This is a genomic window from Luteimonas sp. A478 (assembly GCF_054052025.1).
The window spans coordinates 168,881-188,838 of sequence record NZ_JBSVRF010000003.1 but is presented as its reverse complement, the minus strand read 5'-3'; the positions used below and the strand labels follow the sequence as shown (position 1 = coordinate 188,838).

Sequence of the window (19,958 nt, the reverse complement as noted above, 5' to 3'; positions counted from 1 at the left end):
GAAAAACCCCCGTCCCGACGCCCCGCCCCCAGTCTCTCAGGCCCGCAAGCCAGCAGCGCCAGCAGCGCCAGCAATGCCGGCGCGCATCTCGTCAATCACCGCCCGGTAGTCCGGCTTCCCGAAAATGGCCGAGCCGGCCACAAACGTATCCGCACCCGCCGCCGCGATCTCGCCGATGTTGTCCGGCTTCACCCCACCATCCACCTGCAGCCGGATGGCCCGCCCGCTGGCATCAATGCGCTCGCGCACCTGCCGCAGCTTGTCCAGCGTCGAAGGAATGAACGCCTGCCCCCCAAACCCCGGGTTCACCGACATCAGCAGCACCAGATCCAGCTCCTCCAGCACGTAGTCCAGCACTTCCACCGGCGTCGCCGGGTTCAGCACCAGCCCCGCCTGGCAGCCTTCCGCCTTGATCAGCTGGATCGTCCGATGCACATGCCGGCTCGCCTCCGGGTGGAAGCTGATCAAACTCGCCCCCGCCTTCGCAAAATCCGGAACGATGCGATCGACCGGCTCCACCATCAGGTGCACATCGATCGGCGCGGTCACCCCGTGCTTGCGCAGCGCCTCGCACACCAGCGGACCGATGGTGAGGTTGGGCACGTAGTGGTTGTCCATCACGTCGAAATGCACCCAGTCGGCACCGGCGGCCAGGACGTTGTCGACTTCCTCGCCCAGGCGGGCGAAATCGGCGGACAGGATGGACGGGGCGATGACGGCAGGCTGCATGGCGACGGCTCGGTTGTGCGTGGAGGAAAGTTGGCCGACCGCGGCTCAGCGGCGGCGGCGCAGGGTCTTGATCTGGTCGTAGGCGGCGTTGATTTCCCGCGCCCGCTTGCCGGCCTTGTCGCGCAGATCAGGCGCGGCGCCCGACAGCCGGTCGGGGTGGTACTGGGACATCAGCCGCCGGTAGGCCTGGTCGATCTCGGCATCGGTGGCGTTCACGTCAACGCCAAGCACGCGATACGGGGCGCTTTTCTTCGGAATCAGCCAGTCCGCATCGAACGCATGGCCGATCAGCAGGCCGATCACCCCCCCAATGGGATGCCTGAGCAACAGCCAGCCGGCAATGAAGCCGAACAGTTTTCCGTACCAGCGTTTCATCGGGCCATTGTAGGTGCTTCGCGGCCGCGGCGACGCGCCCGCTGACTCCCGGGGTCGAATGGCACTACACTGCCCGACCCTCACAGCCACCGGCTTACACCGTGTCGACGACGCTCATTTCCGCCGACCTGCCCGGTTTGACCCTGCACCACCGCGGCAAGGTGCGCGATGTATTCGACCTGGGCAGACTGCCAGGCGCCACCGGGGACGCCCCGGATCCGGGCGAAGGCCTGCTGATCGTGGCCACCGACCGCCTGTCGGCATTCGACGTGGTCCTGCCCGACCCGATCCCCGGCAAGGGCGAGATGCTCTGCCAGATCAGCAACTTCTGGTTCGACCGCACCGAGCACCTGATGCGCAACCACCTGACCGGGGTGGAGGTGGCCTCGATGCTGCCCGATGGCGTGGACCCCGCGCCGTACGCGAAGCGCTCGGTGGTGGCGCGCAAGCTGCGCCCGCTGCCGGTGGAAGCGATCGCCCGCGGCTATCTGATCGGCAGCGGCTGGAAGGATTACCAGCGCACCGGCCATGTCAGCGGCATCCGCCTGCCCGACGGCCTGCGCCAGGCCGAGCAGCTGGCCGAGCCGGTGTTCACGCCTTCCAGCAAGGCCGCGCCGGGCGAGCACGACGAGAACATCGACTTCGACACCATGGTCCACCGGATCGGCGGCGAGCTGGCCGAACAGATCCGCGACGCAACCCTGCGCCTGTACCGCTTCGCCGCCGCCCACGCGGCCGAGCGCGGGATCCTGCTGGCCGACACCAAGTTCGAGTTCGGCACCGACGAGGACGGGCGGCTGTACGTGATGGACGAAATGCTGACCCCGGATTCGTCGCGCTACTGGCCCGCGGACGAATACCAGGTGGGCAGCAGCCCGCCGAGCTATGACAAGCAGATCGTGCGCGACTGGCTGGAGACGCAGGACTGGGACAAGACCGCCCCGGGCCCGCGCCTGCCGCCGGAGGTGATCGAACGCACCCGCGCCCGCTATGCGGAAGCGCTGCAGCGGCTGGCGGGTATCAGCATCCAATGAACGCCGGCGCCGAAGGAACAAGCACCCGACCGATTGACCGCTGGTTTGCCAGTTATTCGGGCGACCACCACAATCCGGTCAACCAGGCCATCCACGTGGTGGCGGTGCCTTTGATCCTGTGGAGCGTGATTGCGCTGCTGTGGTGCATCCCCTCCGGCGGGCTGTTCGAACAGGGCATCTGGGCTGTCATGGCGATGTTCGCGGCGTGGCTGTTCTATTACCGCGCTTCGCGCCGGATCGGGCTGGGCATGCTGCTGGTGTTCCTGGCCATGGCAACGCTGACCTGGTGGCTGCACGACAGGCTGGGCTCACGCGGTCTGCTGGGGCTGGCCATTGGCGTGTTCACAGTGGCCTGGATCGCCCAGTTCGTCGGTCACAGCAAGCTGTACGAAGCCAAGAAGCCGAGCTTTTTCACCGACCTGCGCTACCTGCTGATCGGCCCGGCCTGGGTGTTGGCCAAACTCTATCGCCGCTTCGGTTGGCACTGGTAATCACTGCATGAGTTCAAATTTGCGTGGACTGGGTGGACGCGACCTGGTCCTGGTCGGTCTGGTGTGTGTGTTCTGGGCGCTGAACTTCCTGGTGTCGGCGCATGCGCTGCGCGAGTTGCCGCCTTTCATGTTCACCGCGGTGCGGATGGTGATGCTGGGGGCGATGCTGGTGTGGTTCATCAAGGCGCCGCCGCGTGACCAGTGGGGCCGGCTGGCTGCAGTGGCGGTGCTCAACGGCACGCTGCACTTCGGCACCAGTTTCCTGTCGCTGCGCCTGGCCGACAACCTGTCCTCCCCGGCGATCGTGGCCCAGAGCTACGTGCCCATGGCGGTGCTGCTGGCCTGGTGGCTGCTGGGGGAGCGCTTCGCGTGGCGGACCACGCTGGCCATCGCGCTCAGTTTTGGCGGCGTGCTGGTGCTGGGGTTCGACCCGATGGTGCTGCAGAGCCCGGCCTCGCTGGTGGCGATGCTGGTGTCGTCGGCGTTCCTGGCGCTGGGCACGGTGCTGATGCGCGGGCTGCGCGGGGTGGACATGATCAGCCAGCAGGGCTGGACGGCGATCATTGCGCTGGGACCGCTGCTGGCGATCAGCGCGCTGTTCGAGCCGGGCAGTTTCTCGGGGCTGCGCGAGGTGACATGGATCGGCTGGGGCGGGGCGCTGTATGCGGCGATTTTCGCTTCGCTGCTGGGGCATGGGTTGTTCTATCTGCTGGTACAGCGGCATCCGGTGGCCCAGGTCACGCCGTACCTGCTGATGACGCCGGTGTTTGCGGTGATCCTGGGCATTGTGTTCTGGGGTGACCGGCCGGGGCCGGCGATGTGGATCGGCGGGGCGATGGTGTTGAGCGGTGTGCTGGTGATCGCGCTGCGCACGCTGACGAAGGCGCGCACGCCTTTGAATGATGCTGCGCCGGGCAGCGTTGCTGCGGCGGCGGGTGACGAGGCGTCCCGCCTGCCGTAGGAGCGCGCCATGCGCGCGAAGCCGCGTGACTATTGGCCATGCGGGGGTAGCGTTGCATTCGATACACGACGCCGCGACCTGAGGGGCCCCGCCGCGGCCGGCAGGCCTTCGCTGCTCATGTCCCCCGGCCTCCGCCTGCGGCGGATGCCTCCTCCTTTACTTCGCTGCGAAGGCCTGCCGGCCACGACGGGGCTTGGCTTGCGGTAAGTACCGGTGGGCCTTCGCTGGCTGCCGAGGCGGCGTTCCGACGCTCTCAACTGCCGGGTGGAATGAACATCTCGGCGGTTGGGCGGAACGGGCGTGGGGCGTAGCCGAAGTCCTGCGTGGCGGGCGCCGAGTCAAACACCAGGTCTTCGCGCATGCGCGCGATCGCACCGGCGGGCATGCCCTGCAGATAGCCCGCCGCCCGGGCGGCCTTGTGGGCGAGGCGGAACAGGCGACCGGGCAGTTCGATCAGGCGCGGGGCGGGCGACAGGGCCGCCAGGGTGCGGGCGACCATTTCCCGGTACGCGAGGGTCTCTCCTCCCGGCAGGTCATAGCCACGGCCGTGGGTGGCGGTGGCGGTCGCGACGGAGAAGGCCGCGGCGGCAAGATCTTCAACGTGCACCGGCTGTCTCAGCCCGGTAGCGCCACGCGGCAGCGGGAAGAAGCGGGTGCGCGATGCGAGTGCGGCTATCCGGGTGAGGCTGTGGTCGCGCCCTGCCCCATAGATCAGGGTCGGGCGCAGGACGGTGGCGGCGGCGGCACGGTCGGTGGCAGCGTGGAACAGGCGTTGCTCCGCGTCCTGCAGGCGTGCGGCCAGATCGCGCTCGCCGGGGTCCTGGGCCGCGCGCTTGGCGTGCATGCTGGTGGAGCCGAACGCGACGATCCGCCGGCAGTCGATATCGCTGTCCGCGTACCACTGCGAAAACAGGTCCAGCGGGCCGCAGCTGAAGATCACTCCAAAGCTGCCCGGCAGTGCCGGCGGGTGCTCCAATCCGCCTTCGAACCAGCGCACCCGGCCGTCACCGGGTTGCGCCCGACGCGACACGGCCGACACGCTCCAGCCGACAGCAGCCAGGCGGGCGATGAGGGCCTGCCCCAGCTGTCCGCTGCCACCGAAAACCAGTGCGCTGCGCGTGCCCACCGTCACCGGAATGTCCGCGGCGGGAGCAGGAAACTGGGGCGGCGTGCGGCGTTCTGCGACTGCATCGGGCAAGCATAGGCGATGGCGTCCGGGCGGGCATCGGGCGCAAGCGGTGCGCTAACCTGTCGGGTCCGGTCGCCGGGGCGGCCTGCTAGAATTCCATTCCGCCGCGCGCAGCTCCCCCGCTTCGCGGCCCCATTCAGATAAGGAGACTGATGCTAGAGGTCCTGTTGGCCCTGCCCTTCGTGCTGGCGCTTTCGGTGGCGGCGTTCCACGCCGTGCCCCGCTCTGCGATCGCATGGATGGCCGCCTCCGCTCCCCTGCTCGGTCTGGCGATCCTGGTCTGGCTCACCCCCGCGGTGATGTCAGGCGATGTGCCACGGGTCGTTTACGAATGGATCCCCCAGGTCGGACTGATGTTCGACCTGCGCCTGGACGGCTTGGCCTGGATGTTCGCCGGCATGGTGCTGGGCATCGGCGTGCTGATCGTGATGTATGCGCGCTACTACCTGAGCGAACAGGACTCGGCGCCGCGCTTCTTTGCCTACCTGCTGCTGTTCATGGGCTCCATGCTCGGCATGGTCATCGCCGGCAACCTGCTTCTGCTGGTGGTGTTCTGGGAGCTGACCTCGATCAGTTCGTTCCTGCTGATCGGCTTCTGGTCGCACCAGCAGGACGCACGCCAGGGCGCGCGCATGGCCCTGACCATCACCGCCATGGGCGGACTGGCGTTGCTGGGTGGCGTGCTGCTGATCGGCCGGGTCACCGGCAGCTACGATCTGGACGTGGTGCTGGCCTCTGGTGACCTGATTCGCGCGAGCGGCCTGTACCCCGCCATCCTCGGCCTGGTGCTGCTGGGCATCTTCACCAAAAGCGCGCAGTTCCCGTTCCATTTCTGGCTGCCACATGCGATGGCGGCGCCCACCCCGGTCTCGGCCTATCTGCACTCGGCGACGATGGTCAAGGCGGGCGTGTTCCTGCTGGCGCGATTGCATCCCGCACTGGCCGGCACCGACCTGTTCTTCTATACGGTCAGCTCCATCGGCGCGATCACCCTGTTGATGGGTGCGTGGTTCGCGATCTTCCAGCATGACCTGAAGGGCCTGCTGGCGTATTCCACCATCTCGCACCTGGGACTGATCACCCTGCTGTTCGGCCTGTCCACGCCGATGGCGGTGGTGGCGGCGCTGTTCCACATCCTCAACCACGCCACCTTCAAGGCGTCGCTGTTCATGGCCGCGGGCATCATCGACCATGAGACCGGCACCCGCGACATGCGCCGGCTCGGCAACCTGCGAAGATTCATGCCAATCACCAGCGCGCTGGCGATCATCGCCTCGCTGGCCATGGCCGGGATCCCGCTGCTCAACGGCTTCCTGTCCAAGGAAATGTTCTTCGCCGAGGCGCTGGACGTGCAGGGCCACGGCGCGCTGCAGCTGGTGATCACGATCGTGGCGGCACTGTACGGCGTGTTCGGCGTGGCCTACAGCCTGCGCTTCGTCCACGACACGTTCTTTGGCCAAGGCCCGCGCGACATCGACGTGGTGCCGCACGAGCCGCCGCGCTGGATGCGGATCCCGGTGGCCATCCTGGTCCTGGCCTGCCTGGCGGTGGGCATCCTGCCCGCAGTGGTGGTGGGGCCAACCTTGCAAACAGCGGTCGCCGGCACCCTGGGTTCGGCGGCGCCGGAATACACCTTGTCGCTGTGGCACGGCTTCAACCTGCCGCTGCTGATGAGCTTCCTGGGCGTGGTTGGCGGCGTGGTCCTGTATTTCAGCCTGCGCCGGCTGTTCGACATCCATGCGGCGATGCTGGGCGCGCGCGGCCGCCATCTGTTCCAGCTCAACGTTGAAGCCCTGTTCAACGGCGCCCGTGTTGCCAGCGAATGGATTGTCGCGGGCGGCCTGCGGCGCAGCCTGCTGTGGCTGCTGCTGGTGGCCATGGCCATCGGCGCGGTGCCGTTCCTGGCCAGCCTGCCCATGACCCTGCCGCAGGCGGGGCAATTGCAGCCGCTGCCGGTGATGGGCTGGGTGATCTGGGCGGTGCTGGTGGTCGCCACCCTGGCCACGGTCAGCATGCACAGCAAACGCCTGACCGCGCTGATCGTGATCGGCGCGGTGGGGCTGATGGTGAGCCTGATCTTCGTGTACCTGTCGGCACCGGACCTGGCCCTGACCCAGATCCTGGTGGAGATGGTCACCGTCGCCATGTTGATGATGGCGCTGAACTACCTGCCCAAGCAGTCGCCGCAGCAGCGCTCCATGGTGCGCCGCTGGCGCGACATCGGCATCTCGGTCGCCGCCGGTGGCGGCATCGCGGCGCTCGCCTACGCGATGATGGTGCGGCCCTCGCAGACCATCGCCGGCGAGCTGCTGGCCCGCTCGCTGCCCGAGGCCTATGGCAGCAACGTGGTCAACGTGATCCTGGTGGACTTCCGAGGCCTGGATACCTTTGGCGAGATCACCGTGTTCGGCATGGCCGGCCTGGTGGTGCATGCGCTGCTGCGCTGGGCCCGCCTGCGCCCTGACGAGGTCATGCCGGGCCCGCCGGTGACCCTGCCGATCCCGGCCGACCTGACCCAGCTGATCTTCCCGCTGACCCTGACGGTATCGATCTACCTGTTCCTGCGCGGCCACAACGCGCCTGGCGGCGGCTTCATCGCCGGCTTGGCCATCGCGGTGCCGATACTGATCAAGTACGTGCTGCAGGGTGCGCGCACGGTGGAGGCCACGTTCGGCTTCGATTACGTACGCGGCATCGGGCTGGGCCTGCTGCTGGCCGCCGCCGGGGGCATGGGCTCGTTCTTCTTCGGCTATCCGTTCCTGACCAGCGGGCACATCGACCTGCAGCTGCCGCTGATCGGCTACCTGCCGCTCGCCAGCGCGCTGCTGTTCGACACTGGCGTGTACGTGACGGTGTTCGCCAGCGCCCTGCTGATGCTCTCGACCATGGGTACGGTCAAGCAGCGCCAGCGAGCCAATGAGGAGGCCTACTGATGGAGTTCGCGCTGGCTACCGCGATCGGAACCCTGACCGCCGGCGGCGTGTACCTGCTGCTGCGGGCGCGCACGTTCGACGTGATCCTGGGCCTGACCCTGCTCTCGTATGCGACCAACCTGCTGATCTTTTCCTCCGGCCGGCTGGTGGTAGGCAAGCCGGCGGTGCTGATGGACGGAGTGGAGGCAACGCTCGCCAACCATGCCGATCCGCTGCCGCAGGCGCTGGTGCTGACCGCGATCGTGATCGCGTTCGCGACCACGGCCATCACCGTGGTGGTGGCGATGCGCAACCACGCCGACCTGCGCAGTGACCACGTGGACGCCCAGGATCCGTCGGAAGAGCAGAAATGATGCAACACCTGGCCATTCTTCCGATCCTGGTTCCGCTTGTAGCAGGGGCCTGCCTGTTGCTGCTCGAGCGGCGCCAGAGCACCCGCACCCTGCGCACCGGCGCGTGGATCGCGATGACCGCGCTGCTGGCGGTTTCGGTGATGCTGGTGCAGGCGGCGGCCGGTGGCGAGATCACCGTGTACCTGGTGGGCGACTGGCCGGCGCGGCTGGGCATCACCCTGGTGGTGGACCGGCTGAGCGCGCTGATGGTGCTCACCACCACCCTGCTGGCGATCCCCTGCCTGCTGCACGCCACCGCCGGCTGGGACAAGCGTGCGCTGCACTTCCACGCCCTGTTCCAGCTCCAGCTGGCCGGCCTCAACGGCTCGTTCCTGACCGGCGACCTGTTCAACCTGTTCGTGTTCTTCGAAGTGATGCTGGTGGCCTCGTTCGGGCTGCTGTTGAGCGGCGCGCTCGGCTCGCGCATCTCCGCGGGCATGCACTACGTGGTGTTCAACATCGCCGCCTCCACGCTGTTCCTGATTGCACTGGGCCTGCTGTACGGCATGCTCGGCACGCTCAACATGGCCGAGATGGCGATTCGCATTGCTGAAACGGCGCCCGAAGACGTGGCCATGGTGAAGGCCGCGGCCGGCCTGCTGCTGGTGGTGTTCTGCGGCAAGGCGGCGTTGATACCGCTCTATATCTGGCTGCCGGAAGCCTACTCGCGCGCGCCTGCGGCGGTGGCGGCGCTGTTCACCATCATGACCAAGGTCGGCCTGTACGCCGTGCTGCGGGTGTACACGCTGATGTTCGGCGCCGAAGCCGGGCCGTTGGCCGACTACGCCTGGGATGCCCTGCTGGTGGCGGGCGGCCTGACCGTGGTGCTGGCAGCAGTCGGCGTGGTTGGCGCCACCCGCATGCGGGTCGCCGTGGCCTACCTGGTGATGCTCTCGGCAGGCACCCTGTTCATCGCCTTCTCCGTGGCCAACCAGCAGGGAATCAGCGGTGGTCTGTACTACCTGTCGCACAGCGTGTTCGTGACTGCGGCGCTGTTCCTGATCGCCGACCTGGTGCAGCGCCAGCGCGGCAACCTCGGCGACCACGTGCTGCCGATCGCACCGCCCACCCGTTCGGGCTCGGCCATGGTGTACCTGATTGCCGCGGTATCGGTGGCCGGACTGCCGCCGCTGTCCGGGTTCATCGGCAAGTTCGTGGTGCTGGGCGCAGTGCCCTCTGCCAGCACCGGGTGGATCTGGGCCGCGGTACTGGGCGGGAGCCTGCTGACGATCATTGGCCTGACCCGCACCGGCACCCGTCTGTTCTGGCGCGTGGAGGCTCCCGGTGAGGGCAAGCCGCCGCCTTCGCCGCGACCGATCGAGGTCGGTGCCACCTTCCTGCTGCTGGCCTACGGCGTGGCGATGACCGTGGCCGCCGGGCCGATCCTGCGCTATACCGATGCCACGGCCGAGCAGCTGCTGACGCCGGGCAATTACATCCAGCAGGTCCGCTCCACCCAGCCGCAGCTGCGGGAGCCCTCACCATGAAACGACAGACCATGAGACGGCTGTTGACCCTGCGTCGCCGCGTGCTGCCCTCGCTGCCGCAGAGCTTCACGGTGTTCGCATTCTGGCTGCTGATGGCCGAAGAGCTGAGCTTCGCCCATATATTGATGGCGCTGGTGCTGGCGGTGGTGATGCCGCTGATTGCCACCCGCCTGGAGCGCGAGTTCGCGCGCATGGCCCGGCTGGACGTGCTGCTGCAGCTGGGTGCGGTGCTGATGTGGGACCTGCTGGTGGCCAATTTCACCGTCGCCCGCCAGGTACTCGGAAATGAGAAGAAGCTGACCCCGCACTTCATCTGGATCCCGCTGGAGCTGACCAACATCCACGGGATCTCGGCCCTGGCCAGCGTGATCACCCTGACACCCGGCACCGTGGCGGCGGCGCTGACCGAAGACCGCAAGTACATGCTGGTGCACGTGCTGAGCACGGACGACCCGCAGGGCATGATCGATGAAATCAAGCAGCGCTATGAAGTCCGGCTGCGGAAGGTGTTCCCATGATCCAGATCGCAATCGTCATCGCCCTGTCCGTGGTCGGGCTGGCCATGCTGATGTCGCTGTGGCGACTGCTGCGTGGCCCCACGGCGCCGGACCGCATCCTGGCCCTGGACACGCTGTATGTAAACGGCGTGGCGCAGCTGATCCTGTTCGGGATGTATCTGGATACCGAGCTCTATTTTGAAGTCGCGCTGATCATCGCCATGCTCGGGTTCTTCAGTACCGTGGTGCTGAGCAAGTACGTGATCCGAAGGGATATCGTGGAATGATCCAGATCCTCGACATCGTCCTGATCCTGCTGCTGGCTACCGGCAGCTTCTTCGCCTTCCTCGGCGCGTTCTCGCTGGTCAAGCTCAGCACCTTCCTGCGCCGGCTGCACGGCCCCACCAAGGCCAGCACCATGGGCGTGGGCTGCATCTTGGTGGCCTCGATCCTGTTCCACAGTTTCTACGGCACCGGCCTGCACCCGCGTGAGCTGCTGATCGTGGTGTTCCTGTTCCTGACCGCGCCGGTCAGCGCCCACCTGATGTCGCGCGCCACGCTGTCGCTGATGGGCGAGCTGCCGCCCACCCCGCCGCGCCCGCCGGATCCGGACGGAGCAGTGCGGGAAGACGTGGACAACCGCAACGCCTGACCCGCACGGCTCAGCCGCAGCCCTCGACCCAGTCGATCTGCGGAGGCAGCCCGATCCGCCATCGGGTGCTGCGTCCGTCGGCACCGGTTTCAAACAGCAGGACGGCTTCGCCGCCGGCCGGGTCGGCAACGCGCAGATAGTGCCCGCCGTCGATGTACTTGTGCGGACGCTCTTCGACGCCCTCGCCGTAAAGACCGTGGATCGCGTCTGCCGACAGCCCTGCCCGACCCCCACCCGGCGCTTCGATGTCGGGCGCGGTAACGTCGATCCGCACGAAGCGGTCGCCGTCGACCATGAAGGCGATGCGGTCACGATCCTCCTGCAGGCGCGCATGCGGCGCCAGGTAATAGCAGCCGCCGGGCTCGGCCGGCACGGCATCGCCCAGATCGCGCCCCCAGGCCATGCGCACGGCTTCCTGATCGGCGCCGAACGGCGCCATGCCGAAGCCCTGGAAGCCGATGGCGCCATCGGCCGGGTACTTGGGAACCTCGGCTTCGTCGACCTCGGGCGTCTGCGCCGGTCGGCCAGCCCCGGCGGGATCAGCGCTGGCCTGCGGTTCCGACTCCGGCGCCGGCGCCGGTTGCGGCTGCGCGCCGGGACCGCAGGCGGACAGCATCAGGCAGGCGCACAGGGAAAGCAGCAGGGGCAGGCGACTCATACGGATGGTCCGGTCGGGAGGTCCAGCGCAGGGTCACCCGGCCGTCGTCGAGGCAACGCGAAAACCAGCCCCGGGCGAAGCCGGTCAGCGGGGCGGGGTGAAATGGCGGCGCAGTCCCGCCCAACAGGCCTGGTAGTCACGCTGGCGATGGTCCGCCGCCAGCGCCTGGCTGGTGGGACGCAGAACGGCGCGGGTCTCGAACATGAAAGCCATCGTATCCTCGATGACATCCGGCCTGGACAGGTCCGCGCTGGACGCCTTCTCGAAGGTGGCCGCGTCCGGTCCGTGCCCGGTCATGCAGTTGTGCAGCGAGCATCCGCCCGGCGCGAAGCCCTCGGCCTTGGCGTCGTAGGCGCCGTGGATCAGGCCCATGAACTCGCTGGCAATGTTGCGGTGGAACCACGGCGGCCGGAACGTGTCCTGGGCCACCAGCCAGCGCGGCGGGAAGATCGCCAGGTCCATGTTGCTGGTGCCCGGGGTGTCGCTGGGCGAATGCAGCACCAGGAAGATCGACGGATCCGGGTGGTCGAAGCTGATCGAGCCGATGGCGTTGAAGCGGCGCAGGTCGTATTTGTACGGCGCGCAGTTCCCGTGCCAGGCCACCACGTCCAGGGGCGAGTGACCGATGTCGGCCCGCCACAGGTAGCCCTGAAACTTGGCGATCAGTTCGAAATCGCCCTCGTCCTCCTCGTACGCCGCCACCGGGGTGAGGAAGTCGCGCGGATTGGCCAGGCCGTTGGACCCGATCGGCCCCAGGTCCGGCAGCTTCAGCATGGCGCCATAGTTCTCGCACACATAGCCGCGCGCCGCGCCGTCGGGGAGCTCCACCCGGAAGCGCACGCCGCGCGGGATCACCGCGATTTCCTGCGGCTCCACTTCAAGCACGCCCAGCTCGGTGGCGATCTTCAACCGGCCCTGCTGGGGCACCATCAGCAGCTCGCCGTCCGCACTGTAGAAGAACCGCCCGCGCATGGAGGCGTTGGCGGCATACATGTGCACGCCCACGCCGGTGCCGGCGCGTGAGCCGCCATTGCCCGCCATGGTGAACAGCCCGTCCACGAAGTCCACGACAGCGTCGTCCGCCGGCATCGGCACCGGGTTCCAGCGCAGCTGGTCCGGGGTGACCGGGCCATCGCCGAAGTCCTCGTGCAGGCGCGGCTGGTGGAACGGCTTGAACTCACCGTGCATCGCCGCCGGGCGGATCCGGTACAGCCAGCTGCGCCGGTTGGCGTGGCGCGGTGCGGTGAACGAGGTGCCGGTCAGCTGTTCGGCGTAGAGCCCGTGCGCAACCCGCTGCGGCGAATTGCGACCGACCGGAAGCGCATCGGCTACCGCCTCGGTGGCGAATTCGTTTCCAAAGCCGGACATGTATCCCTTGGGATTTGCGGCGACAGTCATGGTCTGTTCCTTTGGCAGCGATTGGCGATTAATCTGAATGCGCCACCGATCGGTGGTTTCAACTCACTCAGGGGAAGCTTTCAATGCAATCGAACGACAATCTGCGAGCCGTCATGGCGCCGCTGGTGAACGGCAAGCTGTGGATGAAGCTGCTTGGCGTCATGATGATCATCACCGGCGCGCTGCAGGTGCTGACCATCGTCGGCATCCTGTGGGCCTGGGTGCCCATCTGGCTGGGCGTACTGCTGTTCCAGGCCGCAGGCGCCGCCGAGGAAGCTTCGGCCAGCGGGGATGTGGCCACTGCAACCCGGGCAACCGACAAGCTGCGCCTGTTTTTCATGATCCAGGGCATCCTGCTGCTGATCTCGCTCATCGTGTTCGCACTGATGCTGCTGCTCGGCGGGGCCGCCATGTTCGCCGGCCTGGCCGGTCTTGCCGGCAGCTACTGACGCCGGAATGCCGGGGCCGTGCCGCTGAAGCGGTCGGCCCCGGCTTACAAGTGTCAGAGCAGGTCGTCAGAGCACGCCGCGCGCCATCTGGTCGCGCTCGATCGACTCGAACAGGGCCTGGAAGTTGCCCTCGCCAAAGCCCTCGTTGCCCTTGCGCTGGATGATCTCGAAGAAGATCGGGCCGAACGCGTTCTTGCCGAAGATCTGCAGCAGCTTGCGCTGCTTGGTTTCCGGATCGGCATCGATCAGGATCGCATTCTTGCGCAGCCGCTCAACATCTTCGCCGTGGTCGGGCACGCGCTGGTCGATCACGTCGAAGTAGGCGTCAGGCGTATCGAGGAAGTCGATACCTGCTTCACGCATCTTCTCCACCGACTCGTAGATGTCATCGGTGAACAGCGCGATGTGCTGGATACCCTCGCCCTTGTACTCGCGCAGGTACTCGTTGATCTGGCTCTTGTCGTCGTTGGACTCGTTGAGCGGGATGCGCACCACGCCGTCCGGCGCGGTCATGGCCTTGGACAGCAGGCCGGTCTTGGCGCCCTTGATGTCGAAGTAGCGGATCTCGCGGAAGTTGAACAGCTTCTCGTAGTACTCCGACCACTTGCCCATGTTGCCCAGGAACAGGTTGTGGGTGAGGTGGTCGATGAAGGTCAGCCCGAAGCCCTTCGGGTTCTGGTCCACGCCCGGCAGCGGCTCGTAGTCGGCGTAGACGTCGCTGCTGCTGTCGTCGATCAGGTACAGCATGCAGTCGCCGATGCCCTTGATCACCGGGAAGTCGACCACGCGGGTGTCGGCCTTGTGCTCCATCTTCTCGCCGCCGTTGGCCAGCACGTGCTCGAGCACTTCGGCCGGGGTCTTCTTGAAGCGGATGGCGAAACCGGAGGCCGACGGACCATGGTTGGCCGCGAAGTCGGAGGCGAAGGAATCCGCCTGTTCGTTGAGCAGGAAGTTGATGGTGCCCTGGCGGAACAGGGTGATTTCACGCTCGCGGTGCTTGGCGATCGCGGTGAACCCGAGCTTCCCGAGGTAATCGCGCATGCGCGCACCCTCGCCCGCCGGCGCGGCGAACTCGACAAATTCGAAGCCATTGATGCCCATCGGGTTTTCGAAGGTGGTGACCTCCATGCCGAGGTTGGGGCCCTGCTGGGTCTGGGTAGTCATGGGGGAACTCCGTGTTTGAGGCCGGGCGCGCCGTGGCGACGCTGGCAAATGGGACGAACCTATGGTTATAGTTTCACTTGTAACCATTTGCAAGGCGCAGCGCAGCATGGCAAAGCCCCCTTCCGATGCGCGCAGGCGCAGCAAGGCCGACGCCAGCCGCGTCATCCTGAAGCTGGAACATTTCCTTCCCTACCGGCTCAGCGTGATCTCCAACCACATCAGCCAGACCATCGCCGACGTGTATGCGGAGCGCTTTGGCATCAGCATCACCGAGTGGCGGGTGCTGGCGGTGCTGGGGCGCTATCCGGAGCTGTCGGCCAGCGCCGTGGCCGAGCGCACCGCGATGGACAAGGTGGCGGTGAGTCGTGCGGTCACGCGCCTGACCCAGGCGGGCCTGATCCAGCGCGACATCCACGACAGCGACCGCCGCCGCTCGGTCCTGCGCCTGAGCGGCCCCGGCCTGGATGTCTACGACCAGGTGGTGCCCATGGCTTTGGACTATGAGCGCGAACTGCTGGCCAGCCTGGATGAAGAAGAGCGGGCGACGCTTGATCGACTGCTGACCCGCCTGGACCTGGCCTCACGGCCCTGACTCCGGTCCAGGCGGTGCCCGCTCCCGGGGAATCAGACCCTGCCGTCCTTCCCCATCACATCTTCGTGCATCAGCTTGCGCACCAGCGGCGAAATCACGATCACGCCGACGCCTACCCCGATGGCCACCCAGCCGATCTGGGAGTACACCTCGACCACCTGGGTGGTGCTGCCTTCTTCGGACCCGCCACCGGCCGTAGCCCGGGCGATCAGGCCGGCGATGAAGTTGCCCGCAGCGCTGGCCAGGAACCAGGTACCCATCATCAAACCCGCCATACGCGCCGGCGCCAGCTTGGTCATCGCCGACAGGCCCACCGGTGACAGGCACAGCTCACCCATGGTGTGCAGCAGGTAGATCAGGAAAATGAAGATCACCGGGGTCATGCCGCTGCCGCTGGCCATGACTCCTGCCACCAGCACCAGGAAGCCGATGCCCAGCTGGATCAGGCCCAGCCCGAACTTGGCCGGGGTGGACGGCTCGAGGTTGCGCTTGGCCAGCGTAAGCCAGAGCCACGCGAACAGCGGCGCAAGCAGGATGATGTAGATCGAGTTCAGCGACTGGAACATGCCCGGCGGCACCTCCCATCCGAAGATCGTCCGGTCCACGTAGCGGTCGGTGAACACGTTCAGCGAGGAACCCGCCTGCTCGAACAGTGACCAGAACAGCGGCTGCAGGCCGATCAGGAACAGCGCGGCGAAGATGCGCTGGCGCTCGATCCGCTCGAGCTTCATCACCGCCGTGAGCACGATGAACAACACCACCGCACCACCGAAAACGGCCAACAGCAGGCCGACGGCTGACTGGTACTGCACCAGGAACCACACCACCACCACGCCGAGCAGGCCACCCAGGTACACCCGCCATTCCAGCGGAATCCCCGCCACGCGCTCGCGCAGCCGTTCGGGATCGGGAGCCTCACCCGCGCCCATCAGCGTAGGCCGGCCCCACACGAACACAGCCAGGCCCAGCAGCATGCCCACACCGGCGGCGCCGAAGCCCCAGTTCCAGCCCCAGGCATGACCGAGATAACCCACCAGCAGCGAGCCGAGCGCGGCACCGAGGTTGATGCCCATGTAGAAAATGGTGAATGCGGGATCGCGGCGGATGTCACCCTGACCGTAGAGCTGGCCCACCATCACCGAGATGCTGGACTTGAGGAAGCCCACGCCCATGATGATGAAGGCAAGCGCCAGCCAGAAGATGTTGATGAACATGCCGCTCTGCATGTCCGCGGCGGTCAGTTCCGGATACTGCGCCGGCCCGGGCCCTTCAAAAGCCATCAATCCATGGCCGATCACCAGCAGGATCGCGCCGAACTGCACCGCCCTGCGCTGGCCCAGGTACCTGTCCGCCAGGTAGCCGCCCACCACCGGGGTGATGTACACCAGCGCCGTGTAGGCGCCATAGATGAGGTAGGACCTCTCCTCCGAGAACATCCAGTGCTGGATGAGGTAGAAAATCAGGATCGCGCGCATCCCGTAGTACGAGAAGCGTTCCCACATTTCGGCGAAGAACAGCACGAACAGGCCGCGCGGATGGCCGAAGAAGGTCTTGCCTTCGGCAGGGATGGGGTTGTTGGACACGGATCTGATACTCCCGGACATGCGGGCCCTCGCGGGCATCACTGGAAATTTACACTACCGACGGCTGCGGTTGCGGTTGGGGTTGCGGAAAATCGCACCCGACGGCGGCCGTCAGGTGCCTGGATACACATAGCTGGAGCCCACGCCCAGCGGGATCCCCAGCGCCCAGAAGGCGATCAGGAACAGGGTCCAGACCACCAGCAGGCTGAACGCGAACGGCAGCATCAATGACAGCAATGTGCCCACCCCGGCGGACTTCACGTACTTCTGGCAGAACACCACGATCAGCGGGAAGTACGGCAGCAGCGGGGTGACGATGTTGGTGCTCGAGTCACCGACGCGGTAGGCGGCCTGGGTCAGGTCGGGCGAGATGCCCAGCTGCATCATCATCGGCACCAGGATCGCGCCGATCAGCGCCCACTTGGCCGAAGCGGAACCGATCAGCAGGTTCACCGCTCCGGACAGCAGCACGATCCCCACCAGCATCAACGACATGTGCAGCCCCATGGACTGCAGGCCATTGGCGCCCTTGATCGCCAGCAGCACGCCCAGGTTGGACTGGGTGAACGCATAGATGAACTGCGCGGCGAAGAACGCCATGACGATGTAGTAACCCATCCCGCTCATCGACTTGCTCATGCCTTCGATGATGTCGCGATGGCTCTTGACGGTACCGGCGACGTAGCCGTACACCACGCCGGGGATCAGGAAGAAGATGAAGATCAGGGCGACGATCGACTGCATCAGCGGCGCGGTAAATGCCAGCAGCGGCTGGGTACCCGGGGCGAGCGTTGCCGGATCGGCGGCCCAGGGCGTGCCCGCCGGCAGCAGGGTCAGCACGAACAGCAGGATGGCAACGGCCATCGCCGCCACCGACGCCACCAGGCCGCGCCGCTCGTTGGGCTGAAGCGCCTCCATGGTCGGCATGTCGCCGATATCGCCATCCACCCTGGTCGCTTTCAACCGGGGCTCGATCACCCGGTCGGTCAGGAACCAGCCCACCAGGATCACCAGGAAGGTCGATGCGGTGGTGAAGAAATAGTTGTTGAGCGGGTTGATCTCCGCGCCCGGATCCAAGATCCGCGCCGCCTCCTGGGTCAGGCCGGCCAGCATCGGATCAAGGCTGGAGGGAACGAAGAAGGTCGCTGAAAACCCGCCCGAAACACCTGCGAATGCCGCTGCGATGCCGGCCAGCGGATGGCGCCCGGCGGCGTAGAAGATCACCGCGCCCAGCGGGATCACCAGCACGTAACCGGCGTCCACCGCGATGTGGCTGAGGATGCCCACGCCAATCAGCGCGGGGGTCAGCAGCATTTTCGGGGTCACGCTCAGGATCGCCCGCAGCAGCGCATTGATGAACCCGGTGTGCTCGGCCACGCCCAGCCCCAGCATCGCCACCAGCACCACGCCCAGCGGGGCGAAGTTGACGAAGGTCTGCACCATGGTGGCCATGAACGCGGTCAGGCTCGCACCCGACAGCAGGTTGTTGACCGCCACCGGATCACCGGTGCGCGGATCGATCTCGCTGAAGGACCAGCCCGACATCACCGCCGAGACCACCCAGGTCAGCAGCATCAGGATCAGGAACAGCATCGCCGGATCCGGCAGCCTGTTGCCGACGCGCTCGACGACGTCGAGCATGCGCGTCACGACGCCGCGAGGCGCGGGCGTGACATCGGGGTCCGGGTGGCTCATTCATGACTCCTGGCTGAAGGTGAATCCGCCGCATGCTAGCAGCCCGGGCGCGTCCGGGTACCCCCCAATAGCCACATTGCGGCTACATCGGCCGCTCCGGCCACAGGTACACCTTGTCGTCAAACGACACGCACCACTGCGGCCGGTACACCACGATCACCGCCATCAGCGTGCCGGTCAGGAAAGCCTCGGCCAGCGCCAGCAGGGGAGTGGCCACCAGATAGGCTGCTGCCGAGCGGCTGCCCAGCCAGGCGACCAGCGCAAACTTGGCCAGCACCGAGGCCGCCATGGCCACGGCGGCGGCGAAGAAGGCATTGCCCATCACGTACACGACGATGTTGTGCGGCAGCCAGCGCCGCACCGCACGCGAGAACACCGCGGTCACCGCCACCGGCAGCGCACCGGTCACCAGGAAATCCATCGCCCAGCCGTGCCAGGCCGCGCCCATCAGCACCCCGGACAGGCTCGCCACAGCCATCACCCAGCACGCCGGGCCCGCGCCCACCAGCAGGGTGGCGATAGTGGCCCCGGTCAGGTGCAGCATCACCCCCTGCAGCGGCGCGGTGTTGAACCAGCGCACCGCCATCAGTACCAGGGCCAGCACCAGCAATACCCGGACCGCTTCCGGCCCGGCCCCGTGCAGGCGCCGCCACAGCGGCCGCCCCTGCCAGGCCAGCACCAGCGCCGCCAGTGCCCAGGCGACTGATTGCACCCAGAACGGCAGGCTCGGCTGCGTGACTTCCATGGCCGCCAGCCGGACTCAGCCGCCCTGCCCGATCCGCGTGCGGGCATCGAACAGTTCGGGGAAGAAACTGAGGTCCAGCGCCTGCTTCAGGAAGCCGACGCCGCTCGAGCCCCCGGTGCCGCGCTTGAACCCGATGATCCGCAGCACCGTGCGCATGTGCCGGTAGCGCCACAGCTGGAACTGGCTCTCCAGGTCCACCAGGTCTTCACACAGCGAGTATTCGCGCCAGCAGCCGTCGGTATCGGCATAAATGGCCGCGAAGATGTCCACCAGCGCGTCATCGTGAACGTGCGGCTGCGTCCAGTCCCGCTCCAGATGGCGCTGCGGCACCGGATGTCCCTGACGGGCAAGGTAGCGCAGGAATTCGTCGTACAGGCCCGGCGCTTCCAGCGCTGCGCGCAAGCTGGCCTGGCCCGCAGGATCGTAGGAAAACACCTTCAGCATGTCCGCGTCCTTGTTGCCCAGCAGGAACTCCACCGTGCGGTACTGCAGGGACTGGAAACCGGAGGACGGGCCGAGGAGGTTGCGGAACTCCGCGTATTCGGCCGGGGTGAGCGTCTCCAGCACCGACCACTGCTCGGTCAGCTGGTGCAGCACCTTCTTGCAGCGCGCCAACACCTTCCGGCACGGCCCCCGCTGGTCGTTGCGCAGGTATTCCAGCGCGGCGCGCAGCTCGTGGATGATCAGCTTCAGCCACAGCTCCGACACGTGGTGCTGCACGATGAACAGCATCTCGTCGTGGTGCTGCGGCTCCGACACCGGCTGCTGGGCAGCCAGCAGCAGATCCAGGCGCAGATAGCCGCCGTAGGTCAGGCTGCCATCCAGATCGGTATGGATGCCCTCTTCAAGCGGGCGCTGATTGCGGTCTTCAGTCATGCCCGCAGATTACCCGAGTGCCCCGCCGCCACGCGAACACCAGTTCACGCCCCCCGGT

The 19,958-nt window shown here is 66.8% G+C and carries 21 protein-coding genes; 11 read left to right on the top strand and 10 right to left on the bottom strand.

What is annotated here, in order from left to right:
• Window positions 1–36: 36 nt before the first annotated feature.
• Window positions 37–729 carry a ribulose-phosphate 3-epimerase gene (gene rpe, locus ACW7G3_RS07445; RefSeq protein ID WP_456982046.1) on the bottom strand — a complete coding sequence of 231 codons (693 nt, stop codon included), beginning with the start codon at window positions 727–729 and terminating at the stop codon, window positions 37–39.
• Window positions 730–774: 45 nt separating this feature from the next.
• Window positions 775–1,104, bottom strand: a complete 330-nt coding sequence (locus ACW7G3_RS07440; RefSeq protein WP_456982044.1) for a J domain-containing protein — start codon at window positions 1,102–1,104, stop codon at window positions 775–777.
• A 101-nt stretch (window positions 1,105–1,205) separates the two neighbouring features.
• Between ACW7G3_RS07440 and ACW7G3_RS07435 the strand changes: the two genes are divergently transcribed.
• Genes ACW7G3_RS07435 through ACW7G3_RS07425 form a run of 3 tightly spaced genes read left to right on the top strand, consistent with a single transcriptional unit; the run spans window position 1,206 to window position 3,590 of the window.
• The gene (locus ACW7G3_RS07435; RefSeq protein WP_456982043.1) at window positions 1,206–2,138 is read left to right on the top strand and encodes a phosphoribosylaminoimidazolesuccinocarboxamide synthase; all 933 of its coding nucleotides are present in this window, start codon (window positions 1,206–1,208) and stop codon (window positions 2,136–2,138) included.
• The gene (locus tag ACW7G3_RS07430; RefSeq protein ID WP_456982041.1) at window positions 2,135–2,629 is read left to right on the top strand and encodes an Mpo1 family 2-hydroxy fatty acid dioxygenase; all 495 of its coding nucleotides are present in this window, start codon (window positions 2,135–2,137) and stop codon (window positions 2,627–2,629) included. Before ACW7G3_RS07435 ends, ACW7G3_RS07430 begins: the two co-directional genes overlap by 4 nt.
• 7 nt (window positions 2,630–2,636) lie before the next feature.
• Entirely contained in the window at window positions 2,637–3,590 is a 954-nt protein-coding gene (locus tag ACW7G3_RS07425) for a DMT family transporter (protein ID WP_456982040.1), read from the top strand.
• 253 nt (window positions 3,591–3,843) lie between these two features.
• Here ACW7G3_RS07425 and ACW7G3_RS07420 read toward each other — a convergent pair whose 3' ends face one another.
• Window positions 3,844–4,788 (bottom strand): NAD-dependent epimerase/dehydratase family protein, encoded by a 945-nt coding sequence (locus ACW7G3_RS07420; protein ID WP_456982038.1) that lies wholly within the window; start codon window positions 4,786–4,788, stop codon window positions 3,844–3,846.
• Between the two features lie 143 nt (window positions 4,789–4,931).
• On the opposite strand from ACW7G3_RS07420, the gene ACW7G3_RS07415 reads away from it, so the two are divergent.
• From ACW7G3_RS07415 to mnhG, 6 genes are read left to right on the top strand one after another with little or no spacing between them, the layout of a single operon-like run.
• Window positions 4,932–7,712 carry a monovalent cation/H+ antiporter subunit A gene (locus ACW7G3_RS07415; RefSeq protein WP_456982036.1) on the top strand — a complete coding sequence of 927 codons (2,781 nt, stop codon included), beginning with the start codon at window positions 4,932–4,934 and terminating at the stop codon, window positions 7,710–7,712.
• Window positions 7,712–8,065, top strand: a complete 354-nt coding sequence (locus tag ACW7G3_RS07410) for a Na+/H+ antiporter subunit C (protein WP_456973940.1) — start codon at window positions 7,712–7,714, stop codon at window positions 8,063–8,065. The genes ACW7G3_RS07415 and ACW7G3_RS07410 overlap by 1 nt, the downstream gene beginning before the upstream one ends.
• Complete coding sequence (locus tag ACW7G3_RS07405) at window positions 8,065–9,591, top strand: monovalent cation/H+ antiporter subunit D (RefSeq protein WP_456982393.1); 1,527 nt, start codon at window positions 8,065–8,067, stop codon at window positions 9,589–9,591. The genes ACW7G3_RS07410 and ACW7G3_RS07405 overlap by 1 nt, the downstream gene beginning before the upstream one ends.
• A gap of 11 nt (window positions 9,592–9,602) precedes the next feature.
• Complete coding sequence (locus ACW7G3_RS07400; RefSeq protein WP_456974149.1) at window positions 9,603–10,109, top strand: Na+/H+ antiporter subunit E; 507 nt, start codon at window positions 9,603–9,605, stop codon at window positions 10,107–10,109.
• Window positions 10,106–10,375, top strand: a complete 270-nt coding sequence (locus tag ACW7G3_RS07395) for a K+/H+ antiporter subunit F (RefSeq protein WP_456973942.1) — start codon at window positions 10,106–10,108, stop codon at window positions 10,373–10,375. Before ACW7G3_RS07400 ends, ACW7G3_RS07395 begins: the two co-directional genes overlap by 4 nt.
• Window positions 10,372–10,740: a monovalent cation/H(+) antiporter subunit G gene (gene mnhG / locus ACW7G3_RS07390; RefSeq protein WP_456973944.1), complete on the top strand. Its 369-nt coding sequence runs from the start codon at window positions 10,372–10,374 to the stop codon at window positions 10,738–10,740. Before ACW7G3_RS07395 ends, mnhG begins: the two co-directional genes overlap by 4 nt.
• A 10-nt stretch (window positions 10,741–10,750) precedes the next feature.
• Here the strand turns inward: mnhG and ACW7G3_RS07385 are convergent, their stop codons facing one another.
• Window positions 10,751–11,398 (bottom strand): hypothetical protein, encoded by a 648-nt coding sequence (locus ACW7G3_RS07385; protein ID WP_456982034.1) that lies wholly within the window; start codon window positions 11,396–11,398, stop codon window positions 10,751–10,753.
• Window positions 11,399–11,482: 84 nt separating this feature from the next.
• Window positions 11,483–12,796, bottom strand: a complete 1,314-nt coding sequence (hmgA, locus tag ACW7G3_RS07380; protein ID WP_456982033.1) for a homogentisate 1,2-dioxygenase — start codon at window positions 12,794–12,796, stop codon at window positions 11,483–11,485.
• A gap of 83 nt (window positions 12,797–12,879) precedes the next feature.
• Between hmgA and ACW7G3_RS07375 the strand changes: the two genes are divergently transcribed.
• A complete protein-coding gene (locus ACW7G3_RS07375) occupies window positions 12,880–13,245 on the top strand; it encodes a DUF5362 family protein (RefSeq protein WP_456982031.1) in 366 nt (121 codons plus the stop codon).
• Window positions 13,246–13,311: 66 nt separating this feature from the next.
• Here the strand turns inward: ACW7G3_RS07375 and hppD are convergent, their stop codons facing one another.
• Complete coding sequence (gene hppD / locus ACW7G3_RS07370) at window positions 13,312–14,373, bottom strand: 4-hydroxyphenylpyruvate dioxygenase (RefSeq protein WP_456982391.1); 1,062 nt, start codon at window positions 14,371–14,373, stop codon at window positions 13,312–13,314.
• Window positions 14,374–14,515: 142 nt separating this feature from the next.
• On the opposite strand from hppD, the gene ACW7G3_RS07365 reads away from it, so the two are divergent.
• On the top strand, window positions 14,516–15,001 hold the full coding sequence (locus tag ACW7G3_RS07365; protein ID WP_456982029.1) for a MarR family winged helix-turn-helix transcriptional regulator: 486 nt from the start codon (window positions 14,516–14,518) through the stop codon (window positions 14,999–15,001).
• A gap of 32 nt (window positions 15,002–15,033) precedes the next feature.
• On the opposite strand, the gene ACW7G3_RS07360 is transcribed toward ACW7G3_RS07365, so the two are convergent.
• The 4 genes from ACW7G3_RS07360 to ACW7G3_RS07345 form a co-directional block, all read right to left on the bottom strand.
• A complete protein-coding gene (locus ACW7G3_RS07360; RefSeq protein WP_456982028.1) occupies window positions 15,034–16,584 on the bottom strand; it encodes a peptide MFS transporter in 1,551 nt (516 codons plus the stop codon).
• Between the two features lie 111 nt (window positions 16,585–16,695).
• Window positions 16,696–18,279 carry an AbgT family transporter gene (locus tag ACW7G3_RS07355; protein WP_456982026.1) on the bottom strand — a complete coding sequence of 528 codons (1,584 nt, stop codon included), beginning with the start codon at window positions 18,277–18,279 and terminating at the stop codon, window positions 16,696–16,698.
• Window positions 18,280–18,361: 82 nt separating this feature from the next.
• Complete coding sequence (locus tag ACW7G3_RS07350; protein WP_456982024.1) at window positions 18,362–19,024, bottom strand: energy-coupling factor ABC transporter permease; 663 nt, start codon at window positions 19,022–19,024, stop codon at window positions 18,362–18,364.
• A 15-nt stretch (window positions 19,025–19,039) separates the two neighbouring features.
• On the bottom strand, window positions 19,040–19,900 hold the full coding sequence (locus ACW7G3_RS07345; protein WP_456982022.1) for a tryptophan 2,3-dioxygenase: 861 nt from the start codon (window positions 19,898–19,900) through the stop codon (window positions 19,040–19,042).
• Window positions 19,901–19,958 lie beyond the last annotated feature (58 nt).